Origin of the sequence: Mesorhizobium sp. M8A.F.Ca.ET.207.01.1.1 (assembly GCF_004794715.1) — a bacterium.
Lineage (GTDB): Bacteria > Pseudomonadota > Alphaproteobacteria > Rhizobiales > Rhizobiaceae > Mesorhizobium.
Map to the genome: position 1 here is coordinate 362,071 of NZ_SRUS01000006.1, position 13,395 is coordinate 375,465.

14 protein-coding genes are annotated in these 13,395 nt (G+C 62.7%); 12 read left to right on the top strand and 2 right to left on the bottom strand.

The genetic code is table 11. The annotated features are described in order from the left end of the window. Positions 1 to 12 precede the first annotated feature (12 nt). From EN850_RS20095 to EN850_RS20120, 6 genes are all read left to right on the top strand, one after another. Positions 13 to 720 (top strand): metal-dependent hydrolase, encoded by a 708-nt coding sequence (locus EN850_RS20095; protein ID WP_127872507.1) that lies wholly within the window; start codon positions 13 to 15, stop codon positions 718 to 720. Between the two features lie 24 nt (positions 721 to 744). Beyond that, positions 745 to 1,161: a hypothetical protein gene (locus EN850_RS20100; RefSeq protein WP_136092080.1), complete on the top strand. Its 417-nt coding sequence runs from the start codon at positions 745 to 747 to the stop codon at positions 1,159 to 1,161. An 88-nt stretch (positions 1,162 to 1,249) separates the two neighbouring features. Next, positions 1,250 to 1,537 carry an Asp-tRNA(Asn)/Glu-tRNA(Gln) amidotransferase subunit GatC gene (gene gatC, locus EN850_RS20105; RefSeq protein WP_127872505.1) on the top strand — a complete coding sequence of 96 codons (288 nt, stop codon included), beginning with the start codon at positions 1,250 to 1,252 and terminating at the stop codon, positions 1,535 to 1,537. A 7-nt stretch (positions 1,538 to 1,544) separates the two neighbouring features. Further along, the gene (locus EN850_RS20110) at positions 1,545 to 2,000 is read left to right on the top strand and encodes a GNAT family N-acetyltransferase (protein ID WP_135918456.1); all 456 of its coding nucleotides are present in this window, start codon (positions 1,545 to 1,547) and stop codon (positions 1,998 to 2,000) included. Continuing rightward, a complete protein-coding gene (locus EN850_RS20115) occupies positions 2,000 to 3,565 on the top strand; it encodes an amidase family protein (protein ID WP_127872503.1) in 1,566 nt (521 codons plus the stop codon). Before EN850_RS20110 ends, EN850_RS20115 begins: the two co-directional genes overlap by 1 nt. A 109-nt stretch (positions 3,566 to 3,674) precedes the next feature. Continuing rightward, positions 3,675 to 4,472, top strand: a complete 798-nt coding sequence (locus EN850_RS20120; RefSeq protein ID WP_136092081.1) for a YdcF family protein — start codon at positions 3,675 to 3,677, stop codon at positions 4,470 to 4,472. Here the strand turns inward: EN850_RS20120 and EN850_RS20125 are convergent. After that, positions 4,445 to 5,164 (bottom strand): DUF599 domain-containing protein, encoded by a 720-nt coding sequence (locus EN850_RS20125; protein WP_136092082.1) that lies wholly within the window; start codon positions 5,162 to 5,164, stop codon positions 4,445 to 4,447. The two genes, EN850_RS20120 and EN850_RS20125, sit on opposite strands and share 28 nt — an antisense overlap. Before the next feature lie 173 nt (positions 5,165 to 5,337). On the opposite strand from EN850_RS20125, the gene EN850_RS20130 reads away from it, so the two are divergent. From EN850_RS20130 to EN850_RS20140, 3 genes are all read left to right on the top strand, one after another. Continuing rightward, a complete protein-coding gene (locus tag EN850_RS20130) occupies positions 5,338 to 6,741 on the top strand; it encodes an L-serine ammonia-lyase (protein ID WP_136092083.1) in 1,404 nt (467 codons plus the stop codon). Positions 6,742 to 6,817: 76 nt separating this feature from the next. Next, positions 6,818 to 7,255 carry a DUF1489 family protein gene (locus tag EN850_RS20135; RefSeq protein WP_136092084.1) on the top strand — a complete coding sequence of 146 codons (438 nt, stop codon included), beginning with the start codon at positions 6,818 to 6,820 and terminating at the stop codon, positions 7,253 to 7,255. A gap of 241 nt (positions 7,256 to 7,496) precedes the next feature. After that, positions 7,497 to 8,198, top strand: coding sequence for a molecular chaperone DnaJ (locus tag EN850_RS20140; RefSeq protein ID WP_136092085.1), 702 nt, complete (start codon positions 7,497 to 7,499; stop codon positions 8,196 to 8,198). A gap of 46 nt (positions 8,199 to 8,244) precedes the next feature. On the opposite strand, the gene EN850_RS20145 is transcribed toward EN850_RS20140, so the two are convergent. Continuing rightward, positions 8,245 to 9,693, bottom strand: coding sequence for a D-alanyl-D-alanine carboxypeptidase (locus tag EN850_RS20145; RefSeq protein WP_136092086.1), 1,449 nt, complete (start codon positions 9,691 to 9,693; stop codon positions 8,245 to 8,247). A gap of 285 nt (positions 9,694 to 9,978) precedes the next feature. Here EN850_RS20145 and EN850_RS20150 point away from each other — a divergent pair, with 285 nt between their 5' ends. The 3 genes from EN850_RS20150 (at position 9,979) to clpA (ending at position 13,390) form a co-directional block, all read left to right on the top strand. Continuing rightward, a complete protein-coding gene (locus EN850_RS20150) occupies positions 9,979 to 10,308 on the top strand; it encodes a phasin family protein (RefSeq protein ID WP_095774324.1) in 330 nt (109 codons plus the stop codon). 277 nt (positions 10,309 to 10,585) lie between these two features. Next, positions 10,586 to 10,915 (top strand): ATP-dependent Clp protease adapter ClpS, encoded by a 330-nt coding sequence (gene clpS / locus EN850_RS20155; RefSeq protein WP_010909565.1) that lies wholly within the window; start codon positions 10,586 to 10,588, stop codon positions 10,913 to 10,915. A gap of 6 nt (positions 10,916 to 10,921) precedes the next feature. Next, positions 10,922 to 13,390 carry an ATP-dependent Clp protease ATP-binding subunit ClpA gene (gene clpA / locus EN850_RS20160; protein WP_136092087.1) on the top strand — a complete coding sequence of 823 codons (2,469 nt, stop codon included), beginning with the start codon at positions 10,922 to 10,924 and terminating at the stop codon, positions 13,388 to 13,390. Positions 13,391 to 13,395: the final 5 nt, after the last annotated feature.

The following is a 13,395-nucleotide window of genomic DNA, read 5'->3' on the forward strand; positions in this document are numbered from 1 at the left end:
GGAAATGCATTGATGAAATTGACCTGGTACGGCCACTCGGCGTTCCGCATCGAAACCGGTGCCGCGAAAATCCTGATCGACCCTTATTTGATCGGCAATCCGTCCTGGACCGGCGGTTGGGAAGAGCCTGCCGAAGGGATCACGCATGTTCTTTTGACACACGGGCACAGCGACCACATCAGCGGCGCGCTGGAAGTGCTCGGCAAGAGTGGCGCTCAACTGGTCGCCAATTTCGAAATCTGCATGTACCTAGTCGGCAAGGGCGTCAGCGACAAGAAGATCAATCCCGGCAACATCGGCGGCACGGTCGATTGCGGCGGCTTCACCACCACCTTTGTCCAGGCGCTGCACTCCTCCTCGTTTGGCGAAGATGGCGGCAGGAACGTCTATCTCGGCAATCCGGGCGGGCTCGTCCTGCATTTCCCGGATGACCGCACGCTCTATCATATGGGCGATACCGACATCTTTTCCGACATGGCGCTGATCAACGAACTGCACGAGCCGAAGATCGGCATTGTCCCGATCGGCGACCGCTTCACCATGGGCGGCGCGGTGGCAGCCCTCGCCTGCCGCCGCTTCTTCAAGTTCGACACGGTTGTCCCTTGCCATTTCGGCACGTTTCCGATGATCGATCCGACGCCTGAAAAGTTCGAAGCCGGCTTGGAAGGGTCGGGCGTCAAGGTCGCGTTGCCGAAGATTGGCCAAGCGATTACCCTATAGAAACAACGAAAGCGGAACAAATCCATGGTGTTGGGGCGATCTCTTTGCGTGTCGATGGTTGTCGCCGCGTCGCCCGCGCTCGCCGCCGATGATTTCATCGACGGCGTCTATATGCAGTCCGAGGAGCTTTGCGGGCAGGCCAGGAAGGAGACGCTGCAGGCGCTTGTCGATGCCGGCAACATCGTGCTTTCGGTGCATGGCCTGCAGGGCGTCGAGTATAGCTGCGAGTTCGTTCAAGTCAGCAAGGCGACGGGCTCGCCCAGCTGGGCGGTGACGGCCATCTGCCAGGAACCGGGCTACGTCTTTCCGGATGTCCTGTCGGTGACGCGGATCAGCCCGACGCAGCTCGATCTCGTCTCGGGCCGACCCATCGACGATGAGAGCGAGGCGAGCGGTAACAGCGGCAGCTATTATCTCTGCGAAGGCGTTGCCCTGCCATGAAGCTGTTTGCCCGATTGTCGGCCGGCGCATGTTGCGCGCCGCGCGCCGCGCCGCTATAGCCCGGACTGGTTTTTCCCGAGGCAAATACATGTCCGTTGATGTCAAGACAGTGAAGCGCGTCGCGCATCTCGCCCGCATCGCGGTGAGCGAGGAAGATGCCGAGCGCATGACCGGCGAGTTGAACGCCATTCTGGGCTTCGTCGAACAGTTGAACGAGGTCGATGTTTCCGGTGTCGAACCGATGACCTCTGTGACGCCGATGGAGATGAAGAAGCGCGCGGATGTCGTCACAGACGGCAACAAGGCGGCCGACATCGTCGCCAACGCACCGGCGACCGACGAGAATTTCTTCCTCGTGCCGAAGGTCGTGGAGTAAGGCGCCGATGGCAATCGAGATCGCCATCGAGACGCCGCTGCAGGACGACGTGCGCGGCCTGGTGAGGGAGCTCAACGAAACCTTGCTCGAATTGACGCCGCCGGAGCATTGCTACCATCTGACTGTCGAGCAGATGGCGGGGCAGGACACGACAGTTTTCATCGCTCGCGACAATGGGATCGCCATTGGTTGCGGCGCGCTGAAGCGGCACGGCGACGCGATCGGTGAGGTCAAGCGCATGTATATCAGGCCTTCGCATCGCGGCCGCAAGATCGGCGCCGGCGTCGTTGAGCGGCTTGAGGCGCTGGCGCGCCATGAAGGATTGAAGCGGCTGGTGCTGGAGACCGGTGACCGCCATCCGGCCGCCTGGACCGTCTATGAACGTGCCGGGTTCTCGCGCTGCGGGCCGGTGCTGGATTATCCCGATTCCGAGTGGTCGGTGTTTTACGAAAAGAGCCTATGATGAGCGACCTGACCCGACTGACGATTTCGCAGGCCCGCGCCAAGCTGCGCGGCAAGGAAATCACCGCGACCGAGCTGACTGAAAGCTATCTCTCGGCGATCGATCGCGCCAATCCGGCGCTCAATGCCTATGTCGCTGTGACCGGAGACAAGGCACGCGAGATGGCCAAGACGTCGGACGCGAGGCTGCTCAAGGGCGAGGGCGGTGCTCTGGAAGGCATTCCGCTTGGGATCAAGGACCTGTTCGGTACTGAAGGCGTCCATACCCAGGCCTGCAGCCATGTGCTCGACGGCTTCAAGCCGCGCTATGAATCGACCGTCACATCCAATCTGTGGGCCGATGGCGCGGTCATGCTGGGCAAGCTCAACATGGACGAGTTCGCCATGGGCTCGTCCAACGAGACCTCCTACTATGGCCCGGTCATCAATCCGTGGCGGCGTTCGCGCCTCGATACGGTGGTGATGCCGACGACACATCAGGGGGATGGCGGCTTCGTGTCGGCCGGCGGCACGAAGACCCAGCGTAGCCTCGACAATGCACAGCTGGTGCCGGGTGGGTCTTCCGGTGGTTCGGCGACTGCCGTCTCGGCCTTCCTGTGTGCCGGTGCGACGGCGACCGACACCGGTGGCTCGATCCGCCAGCCAGCCGCCTTCACCGGCACTGTTGGCATCAAGCCGACCTACGGCCGCTGCTCGCGCTGGGGCATCGTCGCCTTCGCCTCGTCGCTCGACCAGGCCGGCCCGATCGCTCGCGACGTGCGCGACGCTGCCATTCTTTTGAAATCCATGGCCTCGGTCGATCCGAAGGACACGACGTCAGTCGACAGGCCGGTGCCGGACTACGAGGCTGCGATCGGCAAGCCGATCAAGGGCATGAAGGTCGGCATTCCCAAGGAATACCGCGTCGAGGGCATGCCTGAGGAGATCGAGGCCCTGTGGCAGAAGGGCATTGCCTGGCTCAGGGATGCCGGCGCCGAGATCGTCGACATCTCCCTGCCGCACACCAAATACGCGCTGCCGGCCTATTACATCGTGGCTCCCGCCGAGGCGTCGTCCAACCTCGCCCGCTATGACGGCGTCCGCTACGGCTTGCGCGTGCCGGGCAAGGACATTGTCGAGATGTACGAGAAGACGCGTGCCGCCGGCTTCGGCCGCGAGGTCAAGCGCCGTATCATGATCGGCACCTACGTGCTGTCGGCCGGCTACTACGACGCCTACTATCTGCAGGCGCAGAAGGTGCGCAACCTGATCAAGCGCGACTTCGAAAACGTCTTCGCCGCCGGTGTCGATGTCATCCTGACGCCCGCGACCCCGTCCGCCGCCTTCGGCATCGCCGACGAGGACATGGCCGCCGATCCGGTCAAGATGTACCTCAACGACATTTTCACGGTCACCGTGAACATGGCCGGCCTGCCCGGCATTGCGGTGCCCGCCGGCCTCGATCCCAAGGGATTGCCGCTCGGCCTGCAGCTGATCGGCCGGCCGTTCGAGGAAGAGACATTGTTCCAGACCGCCGCCGTCATCGAGCAGGCGGCCGGCACATTCCAGCCGGAGAAGTGGTGGTAAGGGTATCGCTCGTCTGACGCATGCCCCCGAAAATCGCGATCGATTTTCGGATAGGATCATGCGTGAAACTGAAGCATTACGGCGTCCTTGGCGCTGTAAGGGTTGAGCGATGTTCTACTATCTTTCCAAGGTCTTCTGGTTCTTCATCCAGCCACTCAACCTGACAATCTTCCTGCTTTTGGCGGGGCTGATCGCGGGGATGATCGGCCGGCGGCGACTTGCCGTCACCGGCAGTGTGCTGGCGTTCCTGATCCTTGCACTATCGGCCTGGACGTCGCTCGGCGCCATGATGCTCAATCCGTTGGAAGAACGCTTTCCCAAGCCGTCGCTGCCGGAGAAGGTGGACGGCATCGCCGTGCTCGGCGGCGGCTTCGAGGGCGCTATCAACCTCGTGCGCGGCGGCCATGAATTGAACAGCAGCGGCGATCGCATGGTCGAGACCGCAATCCTCGCCCGGCGTTTCCCGCAGGCAACAGTGGTGGTCTCCGGTGGAAACGGCTCACTGTTCTTCGATGGCGAAGGTGATGCCGACACGGCGCCACGCCTGCTCGAGGCGCTGGGTGTACCGGCCGACCGTCTGATCCTCGAAGACAAATCCCGTAACACTTACGAGAACGCGGTCTTCAGCCGCGAACTGGTCAAACCCAAGCCGGGCGAGACATGGCTGCTAGTGACATCAGCCTTTCACATGCCCCGCGCCAAGGCGCTGTTCGACAAGGCCGGTTTTCCAACCGTTCCATGGCCGGTCGACTATCGTACCTCGGGCAAGGAAGGCATCGGCCTGTTCCGAGACAACCCGTCCGACTCGCTGCAGGCGACCACGATGGCGGTTCGCGAGTGGATCGGACTTTTGGCCTATTGGCTTTCCGGGCGCATTGATCAGCCGTTTCCGGCGCCGGGCGGCTGACCGATGACGGCGCGCCGCGCTGCCGAGAAGAACTGGCGCCGCACCAGGACGGCCAGCAGCAGAAGCGTCGACAGCACGAACACCAGGGGATCGACGGACCAGCCGAGATAGCCGATCGAGAAGAACACGCCGCGCAGGCCCGAGTTGAAATGCTTGCCGGCCAGCATGTTCATCTGCGTCGCGCGCCACACGGCCGTTTGCGTGACCGGATTGCGCGAGGCTTCGCCATGCGGGATCGGCACCGCGCCGATCAGGATCGAGCAATAGTTGAACAGCCGGTAGGCCCAGCCGAACTTGAAGAAGGAAAAGGCGAGAATCAGCACCAGCCCCAGCACCTTGATCTGAAAAGCGGCTCGATCCGGCACGCCGCCCAGCGGGAGGTCGCTGAGAACCTCGATGACGCGGTCCGACGCGCCAAGCAGGGCGAAACAGCCGCCGAGCGCGATCAGCGAACTGGAGGCGAAGAAGGCGGTTCCCTGCTGCAGGCCGCTCATGATGGCGGTGTCGACGATGCGGATCTCACGCTCGGCCATGGTGCGCATCCAGGCCTCGCGCTGCGCATTCATGGCGGTCGTCAGCGACATGCGGCTAACCAGCCTGCCATCGGACGCGAGCGTGTGCAGCACCCACGCAAGGAGGAAAAAGCCAAGCGCCGCGAGATCGGCCGCCGACAGATAGGAGGAATCGCCCATGGTTGAGTTTACCATATCCCGCGCGATCGCTTCGATCGCCGCATATGGCGACAGACAATCAATGTCGCTGCCGGAGCAAACAAGGTCGGCAGGTGCTGCGCCGCGATCGTCAAAAGAGCGGAAACATCCCGGGAATTCCTATATGTAGTCCTCGACGTGACCCAGGAGACAGCGTGTTCCTTTCCGTTTTCGACCTGTTCAAGATCGGCATTGGCCCTTCGAGCTCGCACACGATGGGTCCGATGACGGCCGCGCGCCGCTTTCTCGAAGAGGTCGCGGGCGACGACTGGCCGCGCCCCGCCGGTGCCAAGGTCGACCGCATCGCTGCCAGCCTGCATGGCTCGCTCGCCTATACCGGCATCGGCCATGGCAGCGACCGTGCCGTCATTCTCGGCCTTGCCGGCCAGACGCCGCAAACGGTCGACCCCGACCAGGCCGACGGCATCATCAGCCGCATCGCTGCCGACAAGCTGATTTCACCGCCCGGTCATCCCTCCTACCATTTCGACCCGGCCACCGATCTGGTGCTCGACCGCAAGACGCCGCTCACCGGTCACGCCAACGGCATGGCGTTCCATGCCCACGACGCGGGCGGCCGGCTGCTGCTCAAGCGCATCTACTATTCGATCGGCGGCGGGTTCGTGGTTTCGGAAGAAGAGCTGCAACGGATGAAGGTCAAGGGCTCGGTCACGACCGAGGGCAAGAAAGTGCCGTATCCCTTCAAGAACGCGGTCGAGATGCTGAAGATGGCGGCCAAGAGCGGCCTTTCCATCGCCGACATGAAGCGCACCAACGAGGAAACGCAGATGTCGCGCGAGGGGCTCGACACCGGCCTCGACGCCATCTGGGGCGCCATGAAGAGCTGCATCGACCGCGGCCTGTCGCAGGACGGAATCATGCCGGGCGGGCTGAAGGTGCGGCGGCGCGCCAGGCAGCTCCATGACAAATTGCAGGAGCAGTGGCAGCAGAACCGGCCGAACCCGCTGCTCGCCAATGACTGGCTGTCGATCTACGCGATGGCCGTGAACGAAGAGAATGCGGCCGGCGGGCGTGTCGTCACCGCGCCGACCAACGGCGCGGCCGGCACTCTGCCGGCGGTGCTGCGCTACTGGCTGCATTTCCATCCCGAGGCCGACCAGCCGAGCATCCGCGATTTCCTGCTGACGGCAGCGGCCGTCGGCGGCATCATCAAGTCCAATGCGTCCATCTCCGGCGCCGAGGTCGGCTGCCAGGGCGAGGTGGGCTCAGCCTCGGCGATGGCGGCCGCCGGCCTGTGCGCCGTCATGGGTGGCACGCCCGAGCAGGTCGAGAATGCCGCCGAAATCGCGCTCGAGCATCATCTCGGCATGACCTGCGACCCCGTCGGCGGGCTGGTGCAGGTGCCGTGCATCGAACGCAACGCGCTGGGTGCCGTCAAGGCGGTCACGGCCGCGTCCCTGGCGATCAAGGGCGACGGCGTGCATTTCGTGCCGCTCGACGCCGCGATCGAGACCATGCGCCAGACCGGCCTCGACATGAACGAGAAGTACAAGGAAACCAGCCTTGGCGGTCTTGCCGTCAATGTCGTTGAGTGTTGAGATCTGGCCCAAACCGGCACTGTGGAGAAGTCCGCCAGGCCGTTGACGTCTCGGCGCCCCGGACTAACCTTAGCGCATGACTCTCAATCTCCTAAAGCTTTGCGTCGGCTGCGACAGTGTCGAGGATCTCGAAGACTGGATCGCCTTCCGTCTCGACGAGCGCCGCCGTGCCGGCGAACCAGCCGAACACTGGCACACCACCCGCATGGTGCCGACACGTGGCGACGAGGTCACCGATGGCGGCTCGCTCTACTGGGTGATCAAGGGCAGCGTGCAATGCCGGCAGTTGATCACGGAGATCCGGCCGTTCACCGATGACGACGGTATCGGCCGCTGCCATCTGATGCTCGATCCCGAGGTGGTGCGCACCGACTGGCAGCCGCGCCGCGCCTTCCAGGGCTGGCGTTATCTGAAGCCAGCGGACGCTCCGACCGATCTCGGCAAGGGCAGGGCGGGGCTGGTCGAGATGCCGCCGAAACTCAGGCGCGAGCTCGCCGATCTCGGCCTGCTCTAGACATTTCTGGCCCTCAAACTTGCTTCGCACTGGACTTGCAAGCGACGCGACGACGCCACATCTTGAAATCCATGCGCGAGGAAAAACTGTCGAAGTCGACACAGGCCGCGGCGTTGGAGAACCAGCTCGTATGATGGTCCTCTTCCAGCGGGGGTAAAGGCCATGATTCTGGCGCAGAAAAAGTGTTGAAGGACATCACGCGGCTGTCCAGGCGGACAGGATATCTGCGGGGCGATGGGAAATGTTAGGCGCAATTATCGTTGTGGTCGCGTTGTTGCTGGTGCTCCTGGGGTTGGCCATGGCCTTTCTCCGTGCGGATCCGGCGCAACTCGCAAGCGGGATGAGAACCTTGGGGCCGATCCTGCTGGCGCTGATCGGCGGCGCCGTGCTCGTGGTCGGGCGTCAAGGCATCGGCGGAATCATCCTGTTCGTGGCAATCGCCTGGTATGGCGCCACGCGTACCGGGCGCCCAAATGCCAGGCCAATTGCTGGAAAACGCTCAACCGTGCGGACAGCGGCACTCGAGATGGAACTCGATCACGATACGGGCGGCCTTGAAGGGCTGGTTCTTGCCGGCCGCCACGATGGCAAGATGCTTGGCTCGATGACCCAAGCGGAATTGCAGCATCTCTACCGCGAGCTCTCCGGCGATCCGGAGAGCCGCCAACTGCTAGAGACGTATCTTGACGGCAGATTTCCCGTCTGGCGCAAAAACGCTGAGACGAACGGTGGCGAAGGGCTGGGTGTTGCGCCAGGTCCGGGCGCCATGACTAAGGAGGAGGCCTACAAGGTCCTTGGTCTTGAAGCGGGGGCCGCCGCGGCGGATGTCCGCAAGGCGCACCGCCGCCTGATGCAGCGCCTGCACCTCGACATCGGCGGCACGTCTTTCCTGGCGGCGCGGATTAACGAAGCCAAGGACGTCTTGCTCTCCAATCACAACTAGTCTCCTTCGACGCAATATTCTTCCGGGAGAAATCTTCCACGCAGTCCTATTGCTGGACGGCGTAGCACTCGATTTTCTTCTTCTTCAAAGCGGTGCAGGCCTTCCAGGCGGCGTCCTTCGACCCAAAGCCGCCGAAACGGGCGCGGTAGTAAGTGACGCCGCCCTTGTCGAAAGCGGCGGTGAAGCCGGAAGCGTCGGCCAGCACCTTGGGAGCCTGCTTGGTGGTCTTGTCGAGGAAAGCCTGAGCTTCGGACGGGTTGGGCGAGGAGGCAACCTGAATGGCCCAGCCTGACGGAACCGAAGCGGTGCTGACCGGATCGACGGCGGCCGGGGCGGGCTCGGCATAGGCGGCCACGACCTGCGCGGTGGCAACCTTGGGGGCGGAGACGATGACCGTCTTCACCTTCTTTGCCGGAACAACCAGCTTGGGCGCCTCTGCCTCGGCTGTATCCTCGTCCTCGCTGTCGCCCTGGGCAACTGTGGCGTCGTCCGCGACAGCCGTGGTCGTGTCGTCCGCGACAGCCGTATCGGCGTCCGCGACGGCCACCGGCTTTTCGTCCGGGGTCGGCGCGTCGTGCTTGGGCAGGAGAACCTTCGCAAGTGCCTTGATTGGATTGCTGTCCGCCTTGGCGATCAGATCGCCGCCACCGCGGGTCGAGGCCCTCGGCAGGTAGGTGTTGATCAGGCCAGCCATCTGGTTGTCGCGGCTGCCGCCCGACGTGCCGCCCATGACAACGGCGACAAGGCGGCGGTTGCCGTCATTAACGGACGAGACGAGATTGAAGCCGGAGGCGCGGGTATAGCCGGTCTTGATGCCGTCGACGCCCTTGATGCGCCCGAGCAGGCGGTTGTGGCCATTGATGCGCTGGCGACCGTAGAGAAAGGACCGCTGCGCGAAATAGCCGTAGTACTGGGGGAAATGTTCCCGCAGCGCGATGCCGAGCGTGGCCATGTCGCGCGCGGTGGTGAACTGCCCCGGATCCGGCAGGCCGTTGGCGTTGCGGAAGACGGTGCCGTCCATGCCGAGCTGCCGCGCCTTGGCCGTCATCATGCGGGCGAAATTGGTTTCGTTGCCGCCGATCATTTCGCCAAGCGCGGTCGCCGAGTCGTTGGCCGACTTGGTGACTATCGACAGGATCGCCGTCTCGACCGTGACCGATCCGCCCGGCTTTACGCCCAGTTTGGTCGGTGCCTCGGCGGAGGCATGGGCCGAAAACACGACTGGCGAGTTTCTGCTGATCTTGCCCTTCGCCATCGCTTCGAAGGTCAGATAGAGCGTCATCATCTTGGTCAGCGAGGCAGGATAGCGCCGGCCATCCGCGTTTGCCGAATAGAGCACCTTGCCGGTCTTGGCGTCGACGACGATGGCCGCTGACTTTGCCGCGAGCGACGATGCCGCATCCGCGACGACGAATGTCATCGCCATGGCGAGGATCATGATCGTTTTGAGAGGGGACGCGGATTTGGAAACGATGCCCGACAACGCCTGACGCACTGGTAGTTCCTTTGAATTTCTCGTTGCGCTGGAGGCGGCAAAGGGATCCTGCCTCGCTTCCGGCCAAGCTAGCGGGGCAGCGTTACCAATCCGTTTATGGTAACCGCCGCGTTCACCATTTTCTGGTGGTTTGAGCCTTCCTTTATTCGAATTGTAGCCATTGCCGGTGCCGGCGGGGTGGCGAGCCCTTGAATTCTTGACTTTTGTGCGGCGCACAATATATTATCATGCATTGCACAACGGCGCTCGGGGCAGGGCGCTTCAACCGTCCAGGGAGAGTATGAAATGACCCAGACCTATGAGGACTTCAGCAAGTACGGCAAGGAGTTCGCCGACACCGGATTGAAGAGCTTCGCCTCTTTGTCCAAGGGCGCGCAGGCGATCGCCACCGAGGCCGGCGAATACACCAAGAAGAGCTTCGAAGCCGGCAGCGCCGCGTTCGAGAAGCTGTTCTCGGCCAAGTCGCTGGACAAGGCGATCGAGATCCAGTCCGACTATGCCAAGCAGTCCTACGAGGCGTTCGTCGCCGAGGCCACCAAGATTGGCGACCTCTATGCCGAACTCGCCAAGGAAGCCTACAAGCCGTTCGAATCGATCGTTGCCAAGGCGAAGTAATTTTCGCCCGACAATTTTCAAGATCCGGCCCTTCGTGGGTGGGGCAGAACCCGGTCGTGGAAACGCGACCGGGTTTTTTCATGCCAGTTTCCGATCCGCGACAGCGTACGCTTCACGAATGCGAAAATCCGCCAAGTTGGTCACCTAGCCATATTGTCAGCTAACCAGAAGGGCTTAAAATCGTCCATCGAACACCTACATGTCGAACTCGCATGAGGATTCGAAGAGGCAGGATTACGTGACGATCGGTTTGACTGCCACGAGACGAGTGGCGCGGATGCAAAACGGCGGCGGCGACGGCAATGAGGCCGGCCGCGGGACGGCCGTTATCACGCGCACCAAAACCAAGACCAAGAAGCCCAGCCTTTACCGGGTCCTCATCCTCAACGACGACTACACTCCGATGGAGTTCGTGGTTCACGTGCTGGAACGTTTTTTCCAGAAGGACCGCGAAGCCGCCACACGCATCATGCTTCATGTTCACAATCATGGAGTGGGCGAGTGCGGGGTCTATACATTCGAGGTGGCCGAGACCAAAGTGTCCCAGGTCATGGATTTCGCCCGACAGAATCAGCATCCGCTGCAATGCGTGATGGAGAAGAAGTGAGGTAACATGCCGGCTTTCTCCCAAGGCCTGGAAAAGGCGCTTCATCAAGCGCTGACGCTCGCCAACGAGCGGCACCATGAATATGCAACCCTTGAACACCTGCTGCTCGCGCTTATCGACGACACCGAGGCGGCCGCCGTCATGCGCGCTTGCAACGTCGATCTCGACGAGCTGAAGCATACCGTTCTGACCTACATCGATACCGAGCTCGACAATCTGGTCACCGGCTACGATGAGGATTCCAAACCGACGGCCGGTTTCCAGCGCGTGATCCAGCGCGCGGTGATCCATGTGCAGTCATCCGGCCGCGAGGAAGTGTCGGGTGCCAACGTGCTCGTCGCCATCTTCGCCGAGCGCGAAAGCCATGCCGCCTATTTCCTGCAGGAACAGCAGATGACCCGCTACGACGCGGTCAACTACATCTCGCATGGCATCGCCAAGCGCCCGGGCGCGTCCGAGAGCCGCACCCCGCGCGGCGCCGACGACGAGCAGGGCGGCCAGAACGGCGCCGAGCCGCAGGAGGAAGGCGGCAAGAAGAAGCAGCAGCAGGACGCGCTGACGGCTTACTGCGTCAACCTCAACAACAAGGCCAAGGCCGGCAAGATCGATCCGCTGATCGGCCGCGAGAGCGAGATCAACCGCACCATCCAGGTGCTGTGCCGCCGCTCCAAGAACAACCCGCTCTATGTCGGTGACCCCGGCGTCGGCAAGACGGCGATCGCCGAAGGCCTGGCCAAGCGCATCGTCGAGGGCGACGTGCCGGAAGTGCTCCACAATGCCACCATCTTCGCTCTCGACATGGGCACGCTTTTGGCCGGCACGCGCTATCGCGGCGATTTCGAGGAACGGCTGAAGCAGGTCGTCAAGGAGCTCGAGGATTATCCGGGCGCAGTGCTGTTCATCGACGAGATCCATACGGTGATCGGCGCCGGCGCGACTTCGGGCGGCGCGATGGACGCGTCGAACCTGTTGAAGCCGGCTCTGTCGTCGGGTGCAATACGTTGCATCGGTTCGACCACCTACAAGGAATTCCGTCAGTTCTTCGAGAAGGATCGTGCGCTGGTGCGACGCTTCCAGAAGATCGACGTCAACGAGCCGACCATCGAGGACGCCATCGAGATCATGAAGGGCCTGAAGCCCTATTATGAGGAATTCCACAAGGTGAAGTTCACCAACGAGGCGATCAAGGCCTCGGTGGAGCTGTCGGCGCGCTACATCAACGACCGCAAGCTGCCGGACAAGGCGATCGACGTGATCGACGAGACCGGCGCCTCGCAGATGCTGGTGCCGGAAGCCAAGCGCAAGAAGACGATCGGCATCAAGGAAATCGAAGCGACGATCGCTACCATGGCGCGCATCCCGCCGAAGACGGTTTCGGCCGATGACGAGAAGGTGCTGCAGGGCCTGGACATCGAGCTCAAGCGCGTCGTCTATGGCCAGGACACCGCCATCACCGCGTTGACCTCGGCGATCAAGCTGGCACGTGCCGGTCTGCGCGAACCGGAGAAGCCGATCGGCTCCTACCTGTTCTCTGGGCCAACGGGTGTCGGCAAGACGGAAGTCGCCAAGCAGCTGGCCGCCTCGCTGGGCGTCGAACTGATCCGCTTCGACATGTCGGAATACATGGAACGCCACACCGTCTCGCGGTTGATCGGCGCGCCTCCCGGCTATGTCGGCTTCGATCAGGGCGGCCTTTTGACCGACGGTGTCGACCAGCATCCGCACTGCGTGCTGCTGCTGGACGAGGTCGAAAAGGCGCATCCGGACCTGTTCAACATCCTGTTGCAGGTTATGGACCACGGCAAGCTGACCGACCACAACGGCAAGCAGATCGACTTCCGCAATGTCATACTGATCATGACCACCAATGCGGGCGCATCCGATGCGCAGCGCGCGGCGATCGGTTTCGGTTCGACCAAGCGCGAAGGCGACGATGTCGAGGCGATCAACCGGCTGTTCACGCCGGAATTCCGCAATCGCCTCGATGCGATCATTCCGTTCGGCTCGCTGCCGGTGCCGGTCATCCACCAGGTGGTACAGAAGTTCGTCATGCAGCTGGAAGCCCAGCTTTCAGAGCGTGGCGTCACCTTCGACCTGTCGCCGGACGCGATCGCCTGGCTCGCCGACAAGGGCTATGACGAACGCATGGGTGCGCGTCCGCTCGGCCGCGTCATCCAGGAGCACATCAAGAAGCCGCTGGCCGACGAGGTGCTGTTCGGCAAGCTGAAGAAGGGCGGCACGGTGCGCGTCACCGTCGAGAAGAAGGAAACCGGCGAGACCGGCCTCAAGCTCGAATCGCTTGCCGACGAGGCGCCGGTGAAGCCGAAGAAGGAAGAGCCGGAAGACGCGCCGAAGCCACCCAAAGCCGTGGCCAGGAAGCCCGCGGTAAAGAAGGTCGTGGCGCAGAAATCGGAGCCCAAGGGCAAGGACGGCGGCAAGCGCAGCCTTGTACCGCAACTGCCCAGAAAGGGCTGAGCCTG

What these genes read in the sequence shown, in the direction of transcription:
- EN850_RS20110 (WP_135918456.1), top strand. Translation starts at nt 1,545, where the DNA reads ATGGCAATCGAGATCGCCATCGAGACGCCGCTGCAGGACGACGTGCGC.
- EN850_RS20115 (WP_127872503.1), top strand. Translation starts at nt 2,000, where the DNA reads ATGAGCGACCTGACCCGACTGACGATTTCGCAGGCCCGCGCCAAGCTG.
- EN850_RS20100 (WP_136092080.1), top strand. Translation starts at nt 745, where the DNA reads ATGGTGTTGGGGCGATCTCTTTGCGTGTCGATGGTTGTCGCCGCGTCG.
- EN850_RS20120 (WP_136092081.1), top strand. Translation starts at nt 3,675, where the DNA reads ATGTTCTACTATCTTTCCAAGGTCTTCTGGTTCTTCATCCAGCCACTC.
- clpS (WP_010909565.1), top strand. Translation starts at nt 10,586, where the DNA reads ATGCAAAACGGCGGCGGCGACGGCAATGAGGCCGGCCGCGGGACGGCC.
- EN850_RS20135 (WP_136092084.1), top strand. Translation starts at nt 6,818, where the DNA reads ATGACTCTCAATCTCCTAAAGCTTTGCGTCGGCTGCGACAGTGTCGAG.
- EN850_RS20150 (WP_095774324.1), top strand. Translation starts at nt 9,979, where the DNA reads ATGACCCAGACCTATGAGGACTTCAGCAAGTACGGCAAGGAGTTCGCC.
- EN850_RS20125 (WP_136092082.1), bottom strand. Translation starts at nt 5,164, where the DNA reads ATGGGCGATTCCTCCTATCTGTCGGCGGCCGATCTCGCGGCGCTTGGC.
- clpA (WP_136092087.1), top strand. Translation starts at nt 10,922, where the DNA reads ATGCCGGCTTTCTCCCAAGGCCTGGAAAAGGCGCTTCATCAAGCGCTG.
- gatC (WP_127872505.1), top strand. Translation starts at nt 1,250, where the DNA reads ATGTCCGTTGATGTCAAGACAGTGAAGCGCGTCGCGCATCTCGCCCGC.
- EN850_RS20140 (WP_136092085.1), top strand. Translation starts at nt 7,497, where the DNA reads ATGTTAGGCGCAATTATCGTTGTGGTCGCGTTGTTGCTGGTGCTCCTG.
- EN850_RS20095 (WP_127872507.1), top strand. Translation starts at nt 13, where the DNA reads ATGAAATTGACCTGGTACGGCCACTCGGCGTTCCGCATCGAAACCGGT.